The organism is Micromonospora marina, from assembly GCF_900091565.1.
Lineage (GTDB): Bacteria > Actinomycetota > Actinomycetes > Mycobacteriales > Micromonosporaceae > Micromonospora > Micromonospora marina.
This window is the reverse complement of the sequence record NZ_FMCV01000005.1, coordinates 231,301-250,622: the sequence shown is the minus strand read 5'-3', so window position 1 is coordinate 250,622 and position 19,322 is coordinate 231,301. Positions and strand designations below refer to the sequence as shown.

19 protein-coding genes are annotated in these 19,322 nt (G+C 73.6%); 16 read left to right on the top strand and 3 right to left on the bottom strand.

The features are described from left to right. The first annotated feature begins 24 nt into the window (after window positions 1–24). The 9 genes from infB to GA0070215_RS09605 all read left to right on the top strand — a co-directional run bounded on the left by infB (window position 25) and on the right by GA0070215_RS09605 (window position 9,352). Window positions 25–3,027, top strand: a complete 3,003-nt coding sequence (gene infB, locus GA0070215_RS09645; RefSeq protein ID WP_091044168.1) for a translation initiation factor IF-2 — start codon at window positions 25–27, stop codon at window positions 3,025–3,027. Window positions 3,028–3,109: 82 nt separating this feature from the next. After that, a complete protein-coding gene (locus tag GA0070215_RS09640; RefSeq protein WP_091044164.1) occupies window positions 3,110–4,153 on the top strand; it encodes a TRM11 family SAM-dependent methyltransferase in 1,044 nt (347 codons plus the stop codon). Between the two features lie 41 nt (window positions 4,154–4,194). Beyond that, window positions 4,195–4,488, top strand: coding sequence for a DUF503 domain-containing protein (locus tag GA0070215_RS09635; RefSeq protein ID WP_013284668.1), 294 nt, complete (start codon window positions 4,195–4,197; stop codon window positions 4,486–4,488). A gap of 181 nt (window positions 4,489–4,669) precedes the next feature. Beyond that, window positions 4,670–5,152: a 30S ribosome-binding factor RbfA gene (gene rbfA, locus GA0070215_RS09630; RefSeq protein WP_091044329.1), complete on the top strand. Its 483-nt coding sequence runs from the start codon at window positions 4,670–4,672 to the stop codon at window positions 5,150–5,152. After that, window positions 5,149–6,177, top strand: coding sequence for a DHH family phosphoesterase (locus tag GA0070215_RS09625; RefSeq protein ID WP_091044161.1), 1,029 nt, complete (start codon window positions 5,149–5,151; stop codon window positions 6,175–6,177). Before rbfA ends, GA0070215_RS09625 begins: the two co-directional genes overlap by 4 nt. A gap of 145 nt (window positions 6,178–6,322) precedes the next feature. Then, window positions 6,323–6,730 carry a hypothetical protein gene (locus GA0070215_RS09620; RefSeq protein ID WP_018785896.1) on the top strand — a complete coding sequence of 136 codons (408 nt, stop codon included), beginning with the start codon at window positions 6,323–6,325 and terminating at the stop codon, window positions 6,728–6,730. Beyond that, a complete protein-coding gene (locus GA0070215_RS09615) occupies window positions 6,730–6,939 on the top strand; it encodes a DUF6186 family protein (protein ID WP_208600315.1) in 210 nt (69 codons plus the stop codon). Before GA0070215_RS09620 ends, GA0070215_RS09615 begins: the two co-directional genes overlap by 1 nt. Window positions 6,940–7,472: 533 nt before the next feature. Next, window positions 7,473–7,982 (top strand): P-loop NTPase family protein, encoded by a 510-nt coding sequence (locus GA0070215_RS09610; protein ID WP_244166925.1) that lies wholly within the window; start codon window positions 7,473–7,475, stop codon window positions 7,980–7,982. A 47-nt stretch (window positions 7,983–8,029) separates the two neighbouring features. Further along, entirely contained in the window at window positions 8,030–9,352 is a 1,323-nt protein-coding gene (locus GA0070215_RS09605; protein ID WP_091044153.1) for an MATE family efflux transporter, read from the top strand. A gap of 6 nt (window positions 9,353–9,358) precedes the next feature. Here GA0070215_RS09605 and GA0070215_RS09600 read toward each other — a convergent pair whose 3' ends face one another. Both GA0070215_RS09600 and GA0070215_RS09595 read right to left on the bottom strand, forming a co-directional pair. Continuing rightward, window positions 9,359–10,300, bottom strand: a complete 942-nt coding sequence (locus GA0070215_RS09600) for a hypothetical protein (protein ID WP_091044148.1) — start codon at window positions 10,298–10,300, stop codon at window positions 9,359–9,361. A gap of 84 nt (window positions 10,301–10,384) precedes the next feature. Further along, the gene (locus GA0070215_RS09595; RefSeq protein ID WP_091044144.1) at window positions 10,385–10,684 is read right to left on the bottom strand and encodes a hypothetical protein; all 300 of its coding nucleotides are present in this window, start codon (window positions 10,682–10,684) and stop codon (window positions 10,385–10,387) included. Between the two features lie 516 nt (window positions 10,685–11,200). On the opposite strand from GA0070215_RS09595, the gene truB reads away from it, so the two are divergent. From truB to GA0070215_RS29535, 7 genes are all read left to right on the top strand, one after another. Continuing rightward, window positions 11,201–12,085, top strand: coding sequence for a tRNA pseudouridine(55) synthase TruB (truB, locus tag GA0070215_RS09580; RefSeq protein WP_091044136.1), 885 nt, complete (start codon window positions 11,201–11,203; stop codon window positions 12,083–12,085). Between the two features lie 32 nt (window positions 12,086–12,117). Next, entirely contained in the window at window positions 12,118–13,044 is a 927-nt protein-coding gene (locus GA0070215_RS09575) for a bifunctional riboflavin kinase/FAD synthetase (RefSeq protein WP_018785906.1), read from the top strand. A gap of 182 nt (window positions 13,045–13,226) precedes the next feature. After that, the gene (gene rpsO / locus GA0070215_RS09570) at window positions 13,227–13,496 is read left to right on the top strand and encodes a 30S ribosomal protein S15 (protein WP_013284678.1); all 270 of its coding nucleotides are present in this window, start codon (window positions 13,227–13,229) and stop codon (window positions 13,494–13,496) included. Window positions 13,497–13,715: 219 nt separating this feature from the next. Beyond that, complete coding sequence (locus GA0070215_RS09565) at window positions 13,716–16,073, top strand: polyribonucleotide nucleotidyltransferase (protein ID WP_091044133.1); 2,358 nt, start codon at window positions 13,716–13,718, stop codon at window positions 16,071–16,073. 121 nt (window positions 16,074–16,194) lie between these two features. Beyond that, window positions 16,195–17,562, top strand: coding sequence for a M16 family metallopeptidase (locus GA0070215_RS09560; RefSeq protein ID WP_036345631.1), 1,368 nt, complete (start codon window positions 16,195–16,197; stop codon window positions 17,560–17,562). A gap of 46 nt (window positions 17,563–17,608) precedes the next feature. Then, window positions 17,609–18,370, top strand: coding sequence for a 4-hydroxy-tetrahydrodipicolinate reductase (gene dapB, locus GA0070215_RS09555; RefSeq protein ID WP_018785909.1), 762 nt, complete (start codon window positions 17,609–17,611; stop codon window positions 18,368–18,370). A gap of 74 nt (window positions 18,371–18,444) precedes the next feature. Beyond that, the gene (locus tag GA0070215_RS29535) at window positions 18,445–18,573 is read left to right on the top strand and encodes an N-acetyltransferase (protein WP_255327268.1); all 129 of its coding nucleotides are present in this window, start codon (window positions 18,445–18,447) and stop codon (window positions 18,571–18,573) included. A gap of 136 nt (window positions 18,574–18,709) precedes the next feature. On the opposite strand, the gene GA0070215_RS09545 is transcribed toward GA0070215_RS29535, so the two are convergent. Continuing rightward, window positions 18,710–19,303, bottom strand: coding sequence for a GNAT family N-acetyltransferase (locus tag GA0070215_RS09545; protein WP_091044130.1), 594 nt, complete (start codon window positions 19,301–19,303; stop codon window positions 18,710–18,712). Between the last annotated feature and the right edge of the window lie 19 nt (window positions 19,304–19,322).

The following is a 19,322-nucleotide window of genomic DNA, read 5'->3' as shown; positions in this document are numbered from 1 at the left end:
CACGACCTCGGAGTGAGGAGTGCAGTGGCAGGAAAGGCCCGCGTACACGAGCTCGCCAAGGAGCTCGGGGTCGAAAGCAAGACCGTTCTCGCCAAGCTCAAGGAGATGGGCGAGTTCGTTAAGTCCGCGTCCAGCACCGTCGAGGCGCCTGTCGCCCGGCGGCTGCGTAGCGCGTTCGTGGCCGGTTCGTCGGCGCCCGCCGGCCCGCCGGCTGCCGCGCCCAGTGGCCCGGCGCCGACCCCGACGCCCACCCCGACCCCGGGTGCCCCCCGGGTCTCGGCCAAGCCGATGCCGCCCCGGCGTCCGGCCGCGCCGACCCCTGGACCGAAGCCCAAGGGCCCGGTCCCCGGCCCGCCGCAGCCGGCGACTCCGGTCGCCAAGCCGGCGAGCGCGCACGACATCGAAGTGGCGGCCGCCGAGGCGCGTGCCGCCGCCCTCAAGGCTGAGCAGGAGGCCGCGGTCAAGGCCGCCCAGGCCGCCCGCCAGCAGCAGCGCGAGACCGTACGCCGGGAGCCCCCGGCCGAGGGCGGCCCGCGCCCGGGTCCGCGTCCCGGCCCGAACGCCATGCCGCCGCGTCCGGGTTCCCCGGCCGCCGGTCGTCCCGGCGGTCCGGGTCAGGGTCAGGGCCCCGGTGCCCGGCCCGGCGGTCGTCCGCCGGCGCGCGGCGCCGGTAACAACCCGTTCGGTATCCAGGGCGGCCAGCAGCAGCGGCCCCCGGCCGGTGGTGCGGGCGGTCCCCGTCCCAGCCCGGCCGGCATGCCGCCGCGGCCCAGCCCGGCGTCGATGCCGCCGCGGCCGAGCCCGGCCTCGATGCCGAGCCAGCGGCCGACCACCGGCCGTCCCGGCGGCCCCGGTGGCGGTCGTGGCGGGCCCGGCGGCGGCGCCGGTCGTCCCGGCGGTGGCGGTGGCTACCGCGGTGGACCCGGTGGTGGCGGCGGTGGCGGTGGCTACCGCGGCGGGCCCGGTGGTGGCGGCGGTGGCGGTGGCTACCGCGGCGGTCCCGGTGGCGGTGGCGGTGCTCCCGGTGGCGGTTTCCGTCCGGGTGGTCCGGTCGGCGGCGGTGGCCGTCCCGGCGGCGGTGGCCGTGGCCGTGGCGGTGGCGCGGCGGGTGCCTTCGGGCGTCCCGGCGGCCGGCCGACCCGCGGTCGCAAGTCCAAGAAGCAGCGCAGACAGGAGTTCGACAACCTGTCGGCCCCGACCATGTCGTCGGGCGCGCCCCGCGGCCAGGGTCAGGTCGTCCGGTTGTCCCGTGGCGCCTCGCTGTCGGACTTCGCCGACAAGATCAATGCCAACCCGGGTTCGCTGGTCCAGGAGATGTTCAACCTGGGCGAGATGGTGACGGCGACCCAGTCGTGCTCCGACGAGACCCTGCAGCTGCTGGGCGAGCACCTCGGCTTCGACGTGCAGATCGTCAGCCCGGAGGACGAGGACCGCGAGCTGCTCGCGCAGTTCAACATCGACCTCGACGCCGAGGTCGCGGAGGACCGCCTGGTCAGCCGTGCGCCGGTCGTGACCGTCATGGGTCACGTCGACCACGGTAAGACCAAGCTGCTCGACGCGATCCGCAAGGCGAACGTGGTGGCCGGCGAGGCGGGTGGCATCACCCAGCACATCGGCGCCTACCAGGTCCACGTCCCGCACGAGGGCGAGGACCGCGCGGTGACGTTCATCGACACCCCGGGTCACGAGGCGTTCACCGCCATGCGTGCCCGTGGTGCCCAGGTCACGGACATCGTGATCCTGGTGGTCGCGGCCGACGACGGCGTCATGCCGCAGACCATCGAGGCGCTCAACCACGCCAAGGCGGCCGAGGTGCCGATCGTGGTCGCGGTCAACAAGGTCGACAAGCCCGAGGCGAACCCGGACAAGGTCCGCCAGCAGCTGACCGAGTACGGCCTGGTCGCCGAGGAGTACGGCGGCGAGACCATGTTCGTCAACGTGGCGGCCAAGCCCGGCATCGGCATCGAGGAACTGCTCGAGGCCGTGCTGCTGACCGCCGACGCGTCGCTGGAGCTGACCGCTCCGATCGACGGGCCGGCGCAGGGCGTCGCGATCGAGGCGCACCTGGACAAGGGCCGTGGCGCGGTGGCGACCGTGCTGGTGCAGAAGGGCACCCTGCGTGCCGGTGACTCGATCGTCGCCGGTGGGGCGCACGGCCGCGTCCGGGCCATGCTGGACGAGAACGGCAAGCCGGTCGACGAGGCCGGTCCGGCCCGTCCGGTCATGGTGCTGGGTCTGACCACGGTGCCGGGTGCGGGTGACACCTTCCTGGCCGCCGAGGACGACCGCACCGTGCGGCAGATCGCCGAGCAGCGGCAGGCGCGGAGGCGGGCGGCGTCGTTCGCCAACTCCCGTGGCCGGGCCACTCTCGAGACGCTCATGGAGCAGCTCAAGGAGGGCGAGAAGACCTCGCTCAACCTGGTGCTCAAGGGCGACGTCTCCGGTTCCGTGGAGGCGCTCGAGGACGCGCTGTTCAACCTCGACATCCCGGAGGAGGTCCAGCTTCGGATCATCCACCGGGGCGTGGGCGCGATCACCGAGAGCGACGTCATGCTCGCGAGCGCCTCGTCCGAGGCGGTCACGATCATCGGCTTCAACGTGCGGGCCTCGAACAAGGTCCGCGAGATGGCCGACCGCGAGGGCGTGGAGATCCGGTACTACACCGTCATCTATCAGGCCATCGAGGAGATCGACGCCGCGCTCAAGGGCCTGCTCAAGCCGGAGTACGAGGAGGTCGAGCTGGGCACCGCGGAGATCCGCGACGTCTTCCGCTCGTCCAAGATCGGCAACATCTCCGGCTGTATCGTCCGGTCCGGCCTCATCCGCCGCAACGCCAAGGCGCGGCTGCTGCGGGACGGGGCGGTCGTGGCGGACAACCTCACGATCAGCTCCTTGAAGCGGTTCAAGGACGACGCGACCGAGGTCCGCGAGGGCTTCGAGTGTGGTCTGACACTGGGCGGCTACAACAACGTCCAGGTCGGCGACGTCATCGAGACGTTCGAGATGCGCGAGAAGCCGCGCGCCTGACGACCACGCGTACGACCGGCCGACGGCCGGGGCCTGCGGGCCCCGGCCGTCGCCGTCTCCGCAGGCTGCGACAATCTCCGGCGTGATCCGGTACGCACTGCTCCTCGCCCCGTCCGCCAACCGCGTCTACGCCGGTGCGGCGGCCCGGCTGGCCCGCGCCGAACTGGCCGTGTTCGCCGGATCCGGCGTACTGGGCGTCGTACCGGCCGACGCGGAGGTGACCGGGATCGGCGGGGTGGAGTACGTGACGTTCACCACCGCCGAACCCGGGCTCGGCGAGCGGGACCTGGCCCACCTGGCGAACCTGTCGGCGGCGTACGCGCTGTTCGAGCGGGTCGGCGACGACCTGCTGCGGCCGGTGCCGCTGCGCCCGCTGGCCCGGTACGACTCCGACCTGATCACCATCCCGAAGTACGCCGGCAAGACCAACGAGCAGTTCACCCGGCTGCTGCTCAACGTCACGGTGCTCGCCTCCGCCGCCGCGCCGCGGATGCTGGACGGCCCGGTGGTGGTGCTGGACCCGCTCTGCGGCCGGGGCACCACGCTCAACCAGGCGCTGATGTACGGCTACGACGGCATCGGCATCGAGCGCGACGGCAAGGACGTGGACGCGTACGCGGCGTTCCTGCGTACCTGGCTGCGCCGCAAGCGGCTCAAGCACACCACCGACTCGACGTCGGTGCGCCGGGACCGCAAGCTGGTGGCCCGCCGGTTCGAGGCGGTGCTCGCGCCGTCGCGGGACGAGCACCGGGCCGGTGCCACCCAGCGGGTGACGGTGCTGCACACCGACACCACCCGTGCCCGCGAGGCATTGCGTCCCCGATGCGCGGACGTGATCGTCACCGACGCGCCGTACGGGGTGGCGCACGGCAGCCGTACCGACCAGGGGTTGTCCCGCAGCCCGCTGGAGCTGCTCACCGCCGCCGTGCCGGTGTGGCGGGAGCTGCTGCGTCCGGGCGGCGCGCTCGGGCTGTCCTGGAACACGCACGTGGCACCGCGGGCGCAGGCGGAGGCGGTGCTGACCGACGCCGGGCTGCGGGTGCTCGACGGCCCGGGCTTCGGTGACTTCGCGCACCGGGTCGACCAGGCGATCGAGCGGGACGTGCTGGTGGCGGTGACGCCTTAATCGCGTGCCGGGACGCGCCGCCCGGCGTACCGTTGCTCGCCGTGTATACCGGAACCGCACTGTTCGACCTGTTGCTCCCGGGTGACTCCCGGTCCCTGAAGGCCAAGCGGTCCTACGTCCGGCCGATCGTCGCCGCGTTGCGCAAGTTCGAGGTCTCCGCCGCCGAGGTGGGGGCGCTGGACCTGCACGGCCGGGCCGAGATCGGGGTGGCGGTGGTGGCCGCCGAGCCGGCTCACGTCCGCGAGGTGCTCGACTCCTGCGAGCGGCTGGTCGCCGCCCGTCCGGAGACCGAGCTGCTGTCGGTGCGCCGCCGTCTGCACGGCGCGGACGACTGACGGCGCGTCGCGCGGCACTCCGGCCGTGCCGCGCGATGCCCGGCCGGGCGCGGGTAGTGTTCTTCAGCGTTGAGCGGTCGGATCCGGCGGCGCCCACGCGCCCGCCGTCTCCGGCCGACGGCCCGGGTCGCCTGGTGATCCGGCGTCGTCATCGGTACAGGTGATCCCGGAGGTGGGGGACATGTCGGATCCGGCCAAGGTACGCAGGCACGCGGAGCGCATCCGGGAACTCGTCGCGTCGGTGGTGCGCAGCCAGATCAAGGACCCCCGGCTCGGCATGATCACGATCACCGACGCCCGGATCACCGCCGACCTGCGTGACGCCACCGTCTTCTACACGGTGCTCGGCGACGCGGCAGCCCAGGCGAGCACCGCCGCGGCGCTGGAGAGCGCCAAGGGCATGCTGCGCAGCACCGTCGGCAAGGCGCTCGGGCTGCGGCACTCGCCGACGCTGACCTTCGTCCTGGACGACGTGCAGGACCAGGTCAAGCACATCGACGACCTGCTGGCCGCCGCGCGTACCGCCGACGCCGAGGTGCAGCGGCTGGCCGCCACGTCCTCGTACGCGGGCGACGCCCAGCCGTACCGGGTCGAGGACGACGACGAGGACGCCTCGGCCGACGACGAGGGCGACGACGAGCCGCGCGCGGGCGATCGCCGGTGACCGAGGCCGCCGGGCCCACCGAGACCGCGTGGGCGGCCGCCGTCGCGGCGGTACGCGATCTCCCCGCCGCCGCGCGGGTGCTGCTGGTCTGCCACGTGAACCCGGACGGGGACGCGCTGGGCAGCATGCTGGGCTTCGGGCTGGGCCTGCGCCGGCTGGGCGTACGCGATCTCCAGGCCACCTTCCCCGGCCCGCCGGAGGTGCCCGAGCCGTTCCGGTGGATGCCCGGGGTGGACCTGCTGGTGCCGCAGGACGACGCGTACCCGGTGCCGGACCTGGTGATCTGCTTCGACGCGGCCAGCGAGTCCCGGCTGGGCGACCTGGCCGACCGGCTGGACACGGCGGGCACGTCGCTCGTGCTCGACCATCACGCCTCGAACAGCGGGTTCGGCCGGATCAGCCTGGTCGACCCGCACGCCGCCGCCACCTCCGTGGTCGCGCTGGAGCTGCTGGACCGGCTCGGTGTGACGCTGGACGCGGAGATGGCGACCGGGCTGTACGTCGCGCTGGCCACCGACACCGGCTCGTTCCGCTTCGAGGCGACCACGCCGGCCGTGCACGAGACGGCCGCGCGCCTGGTCGCCACCGGCATCCGGCCCGGTGACATCTCCCGGCGGGTCTTCGACACCCGCCCGTTCGGCGCCGTCCGCCTCTTCGGCGAGGTGCTCGGCCGGGCCACCCTGGAACCGGCGGCCGCCGCCGGGCACGGCCTCGTCTGGACGTACGCCACCCGCGACGACCTGGTCCGCCACGACCAGCCCGCGTACGTGCTGGAGGCGCTGATCGACTCGGTGCGCTGCACCGCCGAGGCGGACGTGAGCTGCGTGGTCAAGCAGGCGGGCGAGGCCGAGTGGGCGGTGTCGCTGCGCAGCAAGGGCGCTGTCGACGTGAGCCGGGTGGCGGTGGCGCTCGGCGGCGGCGGGCACCGGTTCGCCGCCGGTTTCACCGGCCGGGGTTCCCTCGACGAGGTGGTCGGGTGGATCCGTGCCGAGCTGGCCGCCGGCGCGGTGACCCCCGTGGCGTGAGGCGCCCGGTTAGGGCGATTCGTCCTTCTGGTCCGGTCGATCCGGTGCGGCGGCGATCGGAAGTGTGAGCCGATCGGCGCGTTTTCGGGGGATCACGACGCGTGCCGGGCTTTCCGCGGTGCGTCACCCTGGGGACAATCGGGTGATGGATCATCCCCGTGAGCTCACCGTCGAGGCGCCCCGGGCCTGGGACCGGCCGGTCGTCTCCGTGCCGGTGCTGATCTGCCTCTCCCTGGTCGGCGGCCAGTTGCCGTCCTTCTCGACCGCGGCGAACCTCTACATCCTCACCACCGGCGGGGGGCTGATCTGGGTCGGCCTGAACAACCGGGTGCCCCGGCGCCCGGCGCCGCGCCGGCTGCCGTCGGTCGCGCTGTGGTGGCTGGTGCCGGTGACCGTCTTCGGTGTCTTCGAGGGGGCGACGTTCGTGATGGCGGCGGGTGACGACTTCCCCACCTTCTCCCGGCTGGCCGATCCGCTGCTGGAGGACAACCTGGCCCGTTCGGCGGCCTGGTTCGCGTGGCTGTCCGCGTTCTGGGGACTGGTGCGCCGATGATGCGGGCACTGGCGATCGGCGGGTTCGCAGTCTCGATCGTGCTGTTCGCCGTGGTCGAGTGGGCCGCGCGCCGGGAGGGGTCGGGGATCCCGTCGCTGGCCGACATCTGCGCGTTCGTGATGCGGTACGAGGTGGGTCCGGTGCCGGTCGGCCGGATCGGGCTGTTCGGCTTCTGGTGGTGGCTGGGCTGGCACTTCCTGGCCCGCTGACCGCCCTGGCCGAGCCGGGACGACGACATCGATCTTTCCGCATTTCGGGAACAGTGGGCAGTATCTGGAAAGTGAACGTTAATTTGGGTGCGGGACCGGCGCTTCGCGGCGCTGGTCACGGGCGGTGGTGCCGCACCCGGCTTCGCCTCCCTCCAGGGTCAGACCGACCCGGGCTCCCGCTGCCAGGCGAGCCGCTCCGGTGATCCCGGACCGCTGCCGGGCGCTCAGCCGCCGACGACTTCCGGTCGGGGCGCGATTCGCTGTCGCGCCGAGCCGGAGCGCCGGGCGCCCGTAGGACCGCCACGTCCGGCGGTCCGCACCCTGGAAGGACCTCAGATGCCCAGCAAGCGCAAGCCGCAGAACGAGACCACCACCGACGAGACGCGCGAGCAGATGCGCCGCGCGCTGCAGACCTCGATGGACACCCGTCAGTGACGTACGCCGTCCGGCGGTGACGCCGGCCGGGCCGCACGCGCGGTCCGCCGTCGACGTCACCGCCGCGCGGAAACCCGCTCCCGCGCTACCGTCGCCCGGTGCGACGCATTCTCGTGGTCGGCAGCTCCGGCGCCGGCAAGAGCACGCTCGCCGGTGACCTGGCCCGGCGACTCGACCTGCCGCTGATCCACCTCGACCGGCACTACTGGCGTCCCGGCTGGGCCGCCCCCACCGTCGACGACTTCCGCGCCGAGGTGGCCGCGCTCGCCGCCCGCCCGGCCTGGGTGATGGACGGCAACTACGCGAGCACGCTCGACCTCCGGTTGCCCCGCGCCGACCTTCTGGTGCTCTGCGACACCTCCCGGCCCCGCTGCCTGGCCCGGATCGTGCGCCGCCGGTGGGCACATCGCGCCGCGCCCCGCCCCGACCTGCCCGAGGGCTGCCCGGAGCGGCTGGATCTCGGCTTCCTGCGCTACGTGTGGCGCTACCCCCGTGACTCCCGGCCCCGGGTGCTGGCCGCGCTCGCCGAGCACGCCCCCGGGCTGCCGGTACGCCGTCTGCGCGGGCGGCGTGACACCGCCCGCCTCCTGGCCGGTGTGGGTAAGTAGTCCCTGGCCTTGTAGACCTTACTTGGGACATGCCAGGATCAGCGGCGATGAGCACCACCGCCGCTCCCGCCGTCACCGCCTCGCCGCGGCGGATCGCCGCGCTCGCGCTCCCAGCCCTCGTGGTGCTGGCCGCCGAGCCGCTCTACGTCCTGGTCGACACCGCGGTCGTCGGCCACCTCGGCCGGGTGCCGCTGGCCGCGCTCGCAGTCGGCGGCACGGTCATGACGCTCACCGCCTGGGTCGGCACCGTCGTCGCGTACGGCACCACCGGTCGCTCGGCCCGCCGCTTCGGGGCGGGGGACCGGGCCGCCGCGGTGGCCGAGGGCGTCCAGGCATCCTGGCTCGCCCTCGCCACCGGAGTGCTGGTGGCGGTCGCCATCGGCATCGGCGGCGGCGCGCTGGCGCGTACCCTCGTCGGCGGCCCCGGCGAGGTGGCCGACGCCGCCGCCGGATGGCTGCGGGTCGCCGCGCTGGGCGCGCCCGGCCTGCTGCTCGCCGCCGCCGGCAACGGCTGGCTGCGCGGCATCCAGGACACCCGCCGCCCGCTGCTGTTCGTGCTCGGCCCGAACCTGCTCTCCGCGGTGCTCTGCCCGCTGCTGGTCTACCCGGCCGGGCTCGGCCTGGTCGGCTCGGCGGTGGCGAACGCGATCGCGCAGACGCTCTCCGGTGTCCTGTTCGCGGCGGCGCTCGTCCGCGAGCGGGTCTCGCTGCGGCCCCGGCCCCGGGTGATCGGTCAGCAGCTCGTGCTCAGCCGTGACCTGCTCGTGCGGGGCGTCGCGTTCCAGGCCAGCTTCCTGTCCGCCACTGCCGTCGCGGCCCGGTTCGGCGCCGCCGCGGTGGGTGCGCACCAGATCGCCGTACAGCTGTGGTTCTTCACCGTGCTGGTGCTCGACGCCCTGGCCATCGCCGCGCAGTCGCTGGTCGGCGCCGCGCTCGGTGGCGGCGACGCGGCAGCCGCGCGGTTCCTGGCGCGCCGCGTCGCGCTGCTCGGCGGCCTGTGCGGCGTGGCCTTCGCGGTGCTGATCGCCGCCGGCGCCGGCCTGGTGCCGTCGTGGTTCAGCTCCGATCCGCAGGTACGCGAGCAGGCCATGACGGCCTGGCCCTGGTTCGTCGCGCTCCAGCCGATCGGCGGCGTGGTGTTCGCGCTCGACGGGGTGCTGATCGGCGCGGGCGACGTGCGCTACCTGCGCAACCTCACCATCGTGTGCGCGTTCGGCGGGTTCCTGCCGGCGATCTGGCTGGCCTACGCGTTCGACCTCGGGCTGGGCGGGATCTGGGCCGGGCTGACGCTGTTCGTGGTGCTGCGCCTGGCCGGCCTGCTGCTGCGGACGCGCTCGGGCGCGTGGGCGGTGACCGGCGCGGTGCGCTGACGCCGATCAGCAGGGCTGGAACGAACCGGGACCGCCCGTCCACGGCTCGACCACGAAGAAGCCCTCGCCCAGCCGCGCGCAGTCGACGTTGCTCGTGCTCGCCTGAGCGGAGACGAGCCAGAGGCCACGCTTCGCCGCCGGCAGTCTGTCGGGGTGGGGGACCTCCCAGACGACCCGGTCGCGGATGGTGGCGATTCCGGCCCGGCCCGGCGTCGTCCGCGGCACGTCGAACGCGTACATCCAGACGTACTCGGTGGTGATTCGCAGGATCGGCAGGCCGTCGTCGCCGGTGACGGCCCGGTAGCGCATCTCACCCCGGACCCGGATCTCGTCGGCGCTGTCCTGCGAGCCGATCCGGGTGGCGTAGTGCAGGAACGACGAGTCCTCGAAGTCGGTACGCATCTGCGCGCGCGAGGCAGGCGCCAGCAGCGCCAGGAACGGCTCCGTGTCGCCGAGGATCATGGACAGGTCGAGCCGGGCCTGGATCAGCGCGGCCCGGACCTGGGTCAGCGCCGCGGCCACCTCGCGGGTGGTGAACGGCGGTCGCGCCGCGGCCTGCGGTAGCACGATCCCGGCCTCGCCGACCGCGAAGTCCGCGCCGAGGGTGCCGGCGAAGAGGTCGCGCGGCTCGCCCACCCGGCTGAGCGGGACCGGCGACGGGCTGGCCTCGGCCGAGGCCGCGGCGGCGCTGCCGCCCCGAACCCGGTCGACCGTGACCCGGCCGAGCACGGCCGTGCCGCCGATCAGCACCAGGGCGAGCACCACCACGAGCGTGACGTAACGCTTGCCACGCTGCCGGGACCAGACCAGGCGGAACCGCTCGGCCCGGGTCAGCGGCACCTGCGCGTCCGCGCCTGTCATCCAGCTCGGTAGCTGGACCTGCTCACCCCGGGTGGCGACGACGTAGGGGTCCGGGCCGGGGGGAGTGGTTCCGTTCTCGGTGCTCATGAGGCGTCCCAGGGAGTGCAGGGGGCGGGCCGTGCATGATCATCGCACCCGGAGGGCTGGCGCGCTGCCCCGTGGCTGCGCCGGTCAGATCCGCCCCTGCCGGATCGCCCAGGCGAGGTAGAGCATGCCGACCACGAGCAGCGTCGCCGTCACCGCGACGAACACGAACGACCCGATCGCGGCCACCGTCGGGTGCCGCTCGCCGAACCGGGTCCGGCCCTGCCAGGCCCAGATCCGGCGGCGCGCCACCGCCAGCGCCGGTACGCCGTCGACCAGGTCGGACAGGCGGCGGCCGAGGGTACGGCGGGGCGGCTCCGGATTGCGCATCCAGTCCGGCAGGTCGACTCGGGCACGGTGCGGTGACGGGGGCGGGGCGTCGCTCATCGAAAGGCTCCTATCGCGGGGCGGTGTGGTGAGACGGGCTGGTCAGCAGGTGTCCGGCAGGTCGACCGGCTTGTCCGGGTCGAAGACCGCGTCCGGGTCCGGGTCGGCCGGACCGGCGAACGAGGGCCGGCCCAGCGCGAGCAGCCCCTTGTCCAGTGCGTCAGTCGATGTTGGAGGCGTACGAGTCGGCCCGCTCGATCCACAGCCCGGCGGAGGCGGTGGTCACGTCGGCCGGGTGTGGCACGGCCAGCGTGTCGGCCACCTGCCGAGCGTGATCCGCAGGCGGTCCGCGCGGCCGGGTGGCACCTCGGGCGCGGGCTGGCGCAGCCACTCGGGCACCCGCCCCAGTTCGTCCTCCGACGGGCGATCGGTGGCGTAGGGATCGGGGACGGAACGGTGATCGGTCATCGGACTTCCCGGGCAGACGAGGCGCTGGCGCATGATCTTGGCACCCGGCCGAAGCTGGGCGGTATCCCCCGCAGGGCCGATCACCGCCGTCTGGCAGGCTTGGCGGTCGTGAGCACAGACGGTCTGATCGTGGTCGACAAGCCCGGCGGCATGACGTCGCACGACGTCGTGGCCCGCATCCGGCGGCTGGCGCGTACCCGCCGCGTCGGCCACGGCGGCACGCTCGACCCGATGGCCACCGGCGTCCTGGTGATCGGGGTGGGCCGGGCGACCCGGCTGCTCACCTACGTGATCGGCGCCGGCAAGAGCTACGCCGCGACGATCCGGCTCGGTCAGTCCACGGTCACCGACGACGCCGAGGGTGAGGTGGTCGCGACCACCCCGGCCGGCGCGGTCACCGACGACGGGGTACGCGCCGCGCTGGCCGCCCTCACCGGCGAGATCGACCAGGTGCCGAGCGCGGTCAGCGCCATCAAGATCGACGGGCGGCGGGCGTACAAGCGGGTCCGCGACGGCGAGGCGGTCGACCTGCCTTCCCGCCGGGTCACCGTGTCGCGGTTGGATGTGCGCGCGATCCGCCGGGACGTCCCGGACGTGGTGGACGTGGACGTGGACGTGACCTGCTCGTCCGGGACGTACATCCGGGCGCTGGCCCGCGACGCGGGCGCGGCCCTCGGCGTCGGTGGTCACCTCACCGCGCTGCGGCGTACCGCCGTGGGCGGGTTCACCCTCGCCGAGGCGGCCACGCTCGACCAGCTCGAAGAACGTGCGCCGGACGTGGTCAACCTGCCGCTGGACGCCGCCGCCGGGCGGTTCTTCCCGCGCCGGGACGCCACCGCCGACGAGACCCGGGTGCTGTCCCACGGCGGGCCGCTGGCGCCGGCCGGGATCACCGGGCCGTACGCCGTCTTCGACCCGGCGGGCGGGCTGATCGCTATCGTCAGCGAGCGGGACGGCCGGGCCCGCGCGGAGATCGTGCTGGCCCCGGCCTGAACGGCGCGCGGGCGGACAGGGGGAGGAACGGCATGCAGCGGTGGCGGGGGTACGAGGCGGCGCCCGGAGGCTGGGGACGCTCGGTGGTCACCATCGGCGTCTTCGACGGCGTGCACCGGGGGCACCAGGCGACCATCGGTCACGCTGTGGCGCGCGCCCGGGAGCTGGGCGTCAAGTCGGTGGTGGTGACGTTCGACCCGCACCCGGCCGAGGTGGTACGCCCCGGGTCGCACCCGGCGGTGCTGACCGAGCCGGCCCGCAAGGCCGAGCTGATCGAGGCGCTCGGCGTGGACGTGCTCTGCGTGGTGCCGTTCACAGTCGAGTTCTCCCGGCTGCCACCCGAGGCGTTCGTGCACGACGTCCTGGTCGCGCACCTGCACGCCGCGCTCGTGGTGGTCGGCGACAACTTCCGCTTCGGGCACCGGGCCGCGGGTGACGTGCCGTTGCTGGAGCGGCTGGGCCGTACCTTCGGGTTCGCGGTCGAGGGCGCGCCGCTGGTCGCCGAGGCGGGGACCGTCTTCTCGTCCACGTACATCAGGTCCTGCGTCGACGCGGGCGACGTGGGCGCGGCGGCGGCGGCGCTCGGCCGCCCGCACCGGGTCGAGGGCGTGGTGGTCCGCGGCGACCAGCGCGGACGTGAGCTGGGCTACCCCACCGCCAACCTGCTGACCCACAGGTACGCGGCGGTGCCCGCCGACGGGGTGTACGCGGCCCGCCTGGTGCGCCGCGACGGCGAACCGCTGGCGGCGGCGGTGTCGATCGGCACCAACCCGACGTTCTCCGGCCGGGAGCGGCGGGTGGAGGCGTACGCGCTGGACTTCACCGGCGACCTGTACGGCGAGCGGCTGGCCCTGGACTTCGTGGCGCACCTGCGTGAGCAGCGGACGTACGACGCGATCGAGCCGCTGGTGGCCCAGATCGCCGAGGACGTGGAGCGCACCCGCCGGGCGGTGCTCTGACCCGCGGAGGGCGACCTTGACCGGCCGTCCGGCCCGGGGGCTGGTAAGCTGGCGGAGACGTCGGCTGACCGACGGGGGCCTCGCGTGCCTGCACGACGCCGCGGGTGCGAGGAACCGGTCCGTTGCACCGGTCACCACGACCGCTCCGGACCTCATCGAATGACCCACGAAACAGGGAGAACATGGCGCTCGACCAGGAAGCCAAGGCCAAGATCCGCCAGGAGTACGCGACCGCCGAGGGCGACACCGGCTCGCCCGAGGTGCAGGTCGCGGTCCTGACCAAGCGGATCGCGGAGCTCACCGAGCACCTGAAGGTGCACAAGCACGACCACCACAGCCGCCGTGGGCTGCTGCTGCTGGTCGGCCGGCGCCGCCGGCTGCTCAACTACGTCCAGAAGAAGGACATCAACCGCTACCGGTCGCTCATCGAGCGGCTCGGCCTGCGCCGATGACCTGACGGGGGAGTGGCCGCTGGGCCGCTCCCCCGTTCCGGTACCACCGAAGAACCCGGCCGCGCGACACCCGAGAGGGAGCCGGTCAGCACCGGTCTCCGGTAGTGGCCCCCGGGAATCCCGGCACGACGCCGGCCACCCCGGGCGCTTCGATCGAAGACCGGCCGCCTGAGCAGTTCCCGTGTCGTCGGCCGACGACGCGAAGGAGCACCACAGCACATGACCGAGACCAACCTCGGCACCGAATCCCGCACCGCAGTGATCGACAACGGGGCCTTCGGCACCCGCGAGATCACCTTCTCCACCGGCCGTCTGGCCCGCCAGGCCGCCGGCTCCGTCGTCGCCCAGCTCGGCGAGACGGTCGTCCTCTCCGCCACCACCGCCGGCAAGCAGCCGCGGGAGTCGTTCGACTTCTTCCCGCTGACCGTCGACGTCGAGGAGCGGATGTACGCCGCGGGCCGCATCCCCGGTTCGTTCTTCCGCCGCGAGGGCCGGCCCAGCGAGGACGCCATCCTCACCTGCCGGCTGATCGACCGGCCGCTGCGCCCGTCGTTCGTCAAGGGCCTGCGCAACGAGGTCCAGGTCGTCGAGACCGTGCTGGCGCTCGACCCGCAGCACCCGTACGACGTGGTGGCGATCAACGCCGCGTCGATGTCGACCAAGCTCTCCGGCCTGCCGTTCTCCGGCCCGATCGGTGCGACCCGGGTCGCGCACGTCGACGGCCAGTGGGTCGCCTTCCCGACCCTGGAGGAGCTGGAGCGGGCCACCTTCGACATGGTCGTGGCCGGCCGCACCCTGCCGGACGGCGAGGTCGCGATCATGATGGTCGAGGCCGAGGCCACCCCGAACGCCGTGACCCTGATCTCGGGCGGCGCCACCGCGCCGACCGAGGAGATCGTGGCCAGCGGCCTGGAGGCCGCCAAGCCGGCCATCCGCGAGCTGTGCCGGGCGCAGAGCGAGCTGGCCGAGGTGGCCGCCAAGCCGGTCGCCGAGTTCCCGATCTTCCTGGATTACCAGGACGACGCGTACGACGCGGTGGCCGACGTGGCCCGCGCCGACGTCGCCGAGGCGCTGAAGATCGCCGGCAAGGCCGACCGCGAGGAGGCCCTGGACCGGATCAAGGCCAAGGTCGCCGAAGAGCTGACCGGCCGGTTCGAGGGCCGCGAGAAGGAGCTGTCCGCCGCGTTCCGCTCGCTGACCAAGTCCGAGGTCCGCAACCGGGTGCTGCGCGAGCAGGTCCGCATCGACGGCCGCGGCCCGCGCGACATCCGCTCGCTGACCGCCGAGGTCGGCGTGCTGCCGCGGGTGCACGGCTCGGCGCTGTTCGAGCGCGGCGAGACCCAGATCCTGGGCGTCACCACGCTGAACATGCTGCGCATGGAGCAGATGGTGGACACGCTGTCCCCGGAGAACCGCAAGCGCTACATGCACAACTACAACTTCCCGCCGTACTCGACCGGTGAGACCGGTCGGGTCGGCTCGCCGAAGCGGCGCGAGATCGGCCACGGCGCGCTCGCCGAGCGGGCGCTGATCCCGGTGCTGCCCTCGCGCGAGGAGTTCCCGTACGCCATCCGGCAGGTCTCCGAGGCGCTCGGCTCCAACGGCTCCACCTCGATGGGTTCGGTCTGCGCCTCGACGCTGGGCCTGCTCTCGGCCGGTGTGCCGCTGAAGGCGCCGGTCGCCGGCATCGCCATGGGCCTCATCTCCGACGAGGTCGACGGCAAGACCCGGTACGTGACGCTGACCGACATCCTCGGCGCCGAGGACGCGTTCGGCGACATGGACTTCAAGGTCGCTGGCACCCGTGACTTCGTCACCGCGCTCCAGCTCGACACCAAGCTGGACGGCATCCCGTCGGACGTGCTGGCCGCCGCGCTCCAGCAGGCGCACGAGGCCCGGCAGACCATCCTCGACGTGATGCAGCGGGCCATCGAGGCGCCGGCCGAGATGTCGGACTACGCCCCGCGCGTGACCACCGTCAAGATCCCGGTCGACAAGATCGGCATGGTGATCGGCCCGAAGGGCCAGACCATCAACGCGATCCAGGACGAGACCGGCGCCGAGATCTCCATCGAGGACGACGGCACGATCTACGTCGGCGCGACGAACGGCCCGTCCGCCCAGGCGGCCGTCGACCGGATCAACGGGATCGCCAACCCGACGCTGCCGAAGGCCGGCGAGCGGTTCCTCGGCACCGTGGTGAAGACCGCCGCGTTCGGCGCCTTCATCTCGCTGCTGCCGGGCCGCGACGGCCTGCTGCACATCTCCAAGGTGGGCGACGGCAAGCGGGTCGAGAAGGTCGAGGACTTCCTCAACGTCGGCGACAAGGTCGAGGTCGAGATCGCCGACATCGACGCCCGCGGCAAGATCTACCTGGACAAGGTCCGCCCGGAGGGCGCCGAGGCGCCGGCCGCCGCCGAGGGTGGCGACCGTCCGTCCGGCCGGGACCGCGGCGGCGACCGTGGCCCGCGTGACCGGGGTGACCGGGAGCGCCGTTCCGAGGGTGGCGAGCGTCGCTCCGAGGGTGGCGAGGGCGGCGGCGAGTCCCGTCCGCGCCGCCGGACCCGGCACAGCTGATCCACCGACCGGCCCGGGTGACGTCCGCGTCACCCGGGCCGGCCCACGGCTCCAGGTCGCCTGCGCGAACTGGAGCCGTCGTACGTCCCGCCGTTCCTCGTCACCCGGAGAGCAGGTTCTCGTGAGTTCGTCAGTCGCCTCGACGGGACGGGGGGTGGCGTCGACCGGTTCGGCGGCCCGCGCGGTCACCCGGACGCTCAGCGACGACCCGCTCGGCGGCACCGTCCGCCGTACCGTGCTGCCCAGCGGGCTGCGCGTGCTCACCGAAGCGGTCCCGGCGATGCGCAGCGTGTCGTTCGGCATCTGGGTGTCGGTCGGCTCGCGCGACGAGACCGGCACGCAGGCCGGCGCCGCGCACTTCCTGGAGCACCTGCTGTTCAAGGGCACAAACAAGCGCAGCGCGCTGGAGATCTCGGCGCAGATCGAGGCGGTGGGCGGCGAGACGAACGCCTTCACCACGAAGGAATACACCTGCTACTACGCGCGGGTGCTGGACGAGGACCTGCCGCTGGCCATCGACGTCATGTGCGACCTGGTCGCCGACTCGGTGCTGGCCCCCGCCGACGTCGAGACCGAACGCGGCGTCATCCTCGAAGAGATCGCCATGCACGACGACGAGCCCGGCGACGAGGTGCACGACCTGTTCGCCCGCGCCGTCTACGGCGACCACCCGCTGGGCCGGCTCATCTCCGGCACCGAGGAGACCGTCACGCCGATGACCCGGCGGCAGATCCAGGGCTTCTACCGCCGCCGCTACACCGCGCCGCAGATCGTGATCGCCGCCGCCGGGAACCTCGACCACACAGCAGTGGTCAAGCTGGTCCGGCAGGCGCTGCGCGGCACCCCGCTGGACACCGATCCGGCGTCGCCGGCGCCGCACCGCCTCGCCACTCCGGCGGTACGCACCAAGCCGGCCACCACGCTCGTCGAGCCGAAGGAGACCGAGCAGGCGCACGTCATCCTCGGCTGCCCGGGGATCGACCGCACCGACGACCGGCGGTTCGCCCTCGGCGTGCTGAACAACGTGCTCGGCGGCGGCATGTCCAGCCGCCTGTTCCAGGAGATCCGGGAGCAGCGCGGCCTGGCGTACTCGGTCTACTCGTACGCCAGCCAGTACGCCGACAGCGGCGTGTTCGCCGTCTACGCCGGCTGCGCGCCGGGCAAGGTGGACGAGGTGCTGGACCTGACCCGCGCGGAGCTGGCGCGGGTGGCCGCCGAGGGGATCACCGAGGCCGAGCTGGCCCGGGGCAAGGGGATGAGCAAGGGTTCGTTCGTGCTCGGGCTGGAGGACACCGGCTCGCGGATGAGCCGACTCGCCAAGGGGGAGCTGCTCTACGGCAACCTGATGCCGGTGGACGACCTGCTGGCCCGGGTGGAAGCGGTGACGCTCGACGACGTGAACACCCTCGCCGCCGACCTGCTCGGCCGGCCCATGTCGCTGGCCGTGGTCGGCCCGTTCGACTCCGGCAGCTTCGCGGCCACCAGCTGAGCGGCCCGCCGGACCACGCGCCGGGCGCTGGGATAGGTTGTGGCCCGTGACTGAGCAGCAGAGGACGGCGGCCCGGGTCGGTGTGCTGGGTGCCCGGGGCCGGATGGGCATGGAGGTCTGCAAGGCGGTCGAGGCCGCCGCCGACCTGGAGCTGGTCGCGGCCGTCGACCAGGGCGACGACCTGGACGCGGTGGCGCGGGCGGGCGCCGGTGTGGTCGTCGACTTCACCACCCCCGACGCGGTCATGGACAACCTGCGCTGGTGCGTCGAGAACGGCGTGCACGCGGTGGTCGGTACCACCGGCTTCACCGAGCAGCGGCTCGCCGAGGTGCGGGGCCGGCTCGCGGACCGGCCCGGCGTGGGCGTGGTGATCGCCCCCAACTTCGGCATCGGCGCGGTGCTGATGATGCAGTTCGCGGCACGCGCCGCCCGCTACTTCGAGTCGGTCGAGATCGTCGAGCAGCACCACCCGCGCAAGCTGGACGCACCGAGCGGCACCGCCACCCACACGGCCCGGCTGATCGCCGCCGCCCGCGCCGAGGCCGGCCTGGGGCCCGCGCCGGACGCGACCCGCGACGAGGTGCCCGGCGCCCGCGGCGCCGACATCGACGGGGTACGCGTGCACGCCGTACGCGCCACCGGCCTGGTCGCCCACCAGGAGGTGCTGTTCGGCACCACCGGCGAGACGCTCACCATCCGGCACGACTCGTACGACCGGGTGTCGTTCATGCCCGGCGTGCTGCTCGCGGTCCGGGAGGTCGGCCGTCGTCCCGGTCTGACGGTCGGCCTGGACGCCCTGCTCGACTGACCCGTGGCGCGGCCTGCTCCGGCCTGTGTGGAAACCGTTTTGCCTGGTCGGCGGCGTGGACCTAGGCTGTTTCCATGATCGATTCCGGACATGTGGACCCCGACAACAAGCCCGCCGCCGCCCTCTACACCTCGCTCGGCTTCCACCCCACCGGCGCGACGGAGGACGACGAACTGGTGGCCGAACTCCGCCCCGCAGCCTGACCGCTCTCCTTCGGCTGATCATGGAGCCGGCTCGCTGAACCGCCGGGTGAGGGCGGGGTGGGGTGGCGGCGGTCCCGCCCCGTGTCGGGACCGCCGGCCCACCCACGTAAGGGTGGACCGGCGGCCGGGCGGAGACTCATCGGCCGGCTGAGGATTTTTCCCCTGCGGTCTCCGGGACCGCCACGTGCAGGCGGATCTGGGGGACCAACATGTCGTCCACGTCCAGCGCGCGGGCCGCGCCGTCCGGCTCCCAGCCGGTCGAGCCGAGGAACTTGCGGGTCGCCGCGTCGGCGTCGAACGCCCACGCCACCGCCCGGGTCAGACCGTCGGCGCGCCAGTGGTCGACAGCCGCGGCGAGCAGCCGGCTGCCGTGCCCGCGCCGCCCCCACCGGGGCTCGACCAGCAGGTCCGTGACCGCGGCGACGCCCGGACCGAGGGCCTCGGCCGGCTCGTCCGGGGCGAGCGCGTCGGCGTCGGCCGGACCGGAGGCGACGAACCCCACCAGATAGGATTGCGCCGCCTGTTCGACGGCGACCAGCACCCGGTGCGCGCCCGAGGGCGGCTCCTGCACCGCCGCGCTCCACCGCCGCGCGAGGTACGCCTCGTCGAGGTTGTCGAGCACGTGCCGTGGCAGGATCCGGCGGTAGGCGACCCGCCAGGTCGCGAGCTGGATGCGTGCGATCTCGCCGGCGTCGGAGGGACGCGCGGGCCGGACGTAGCCTGCAGCCATGGCACGAGAGCCTACGCAG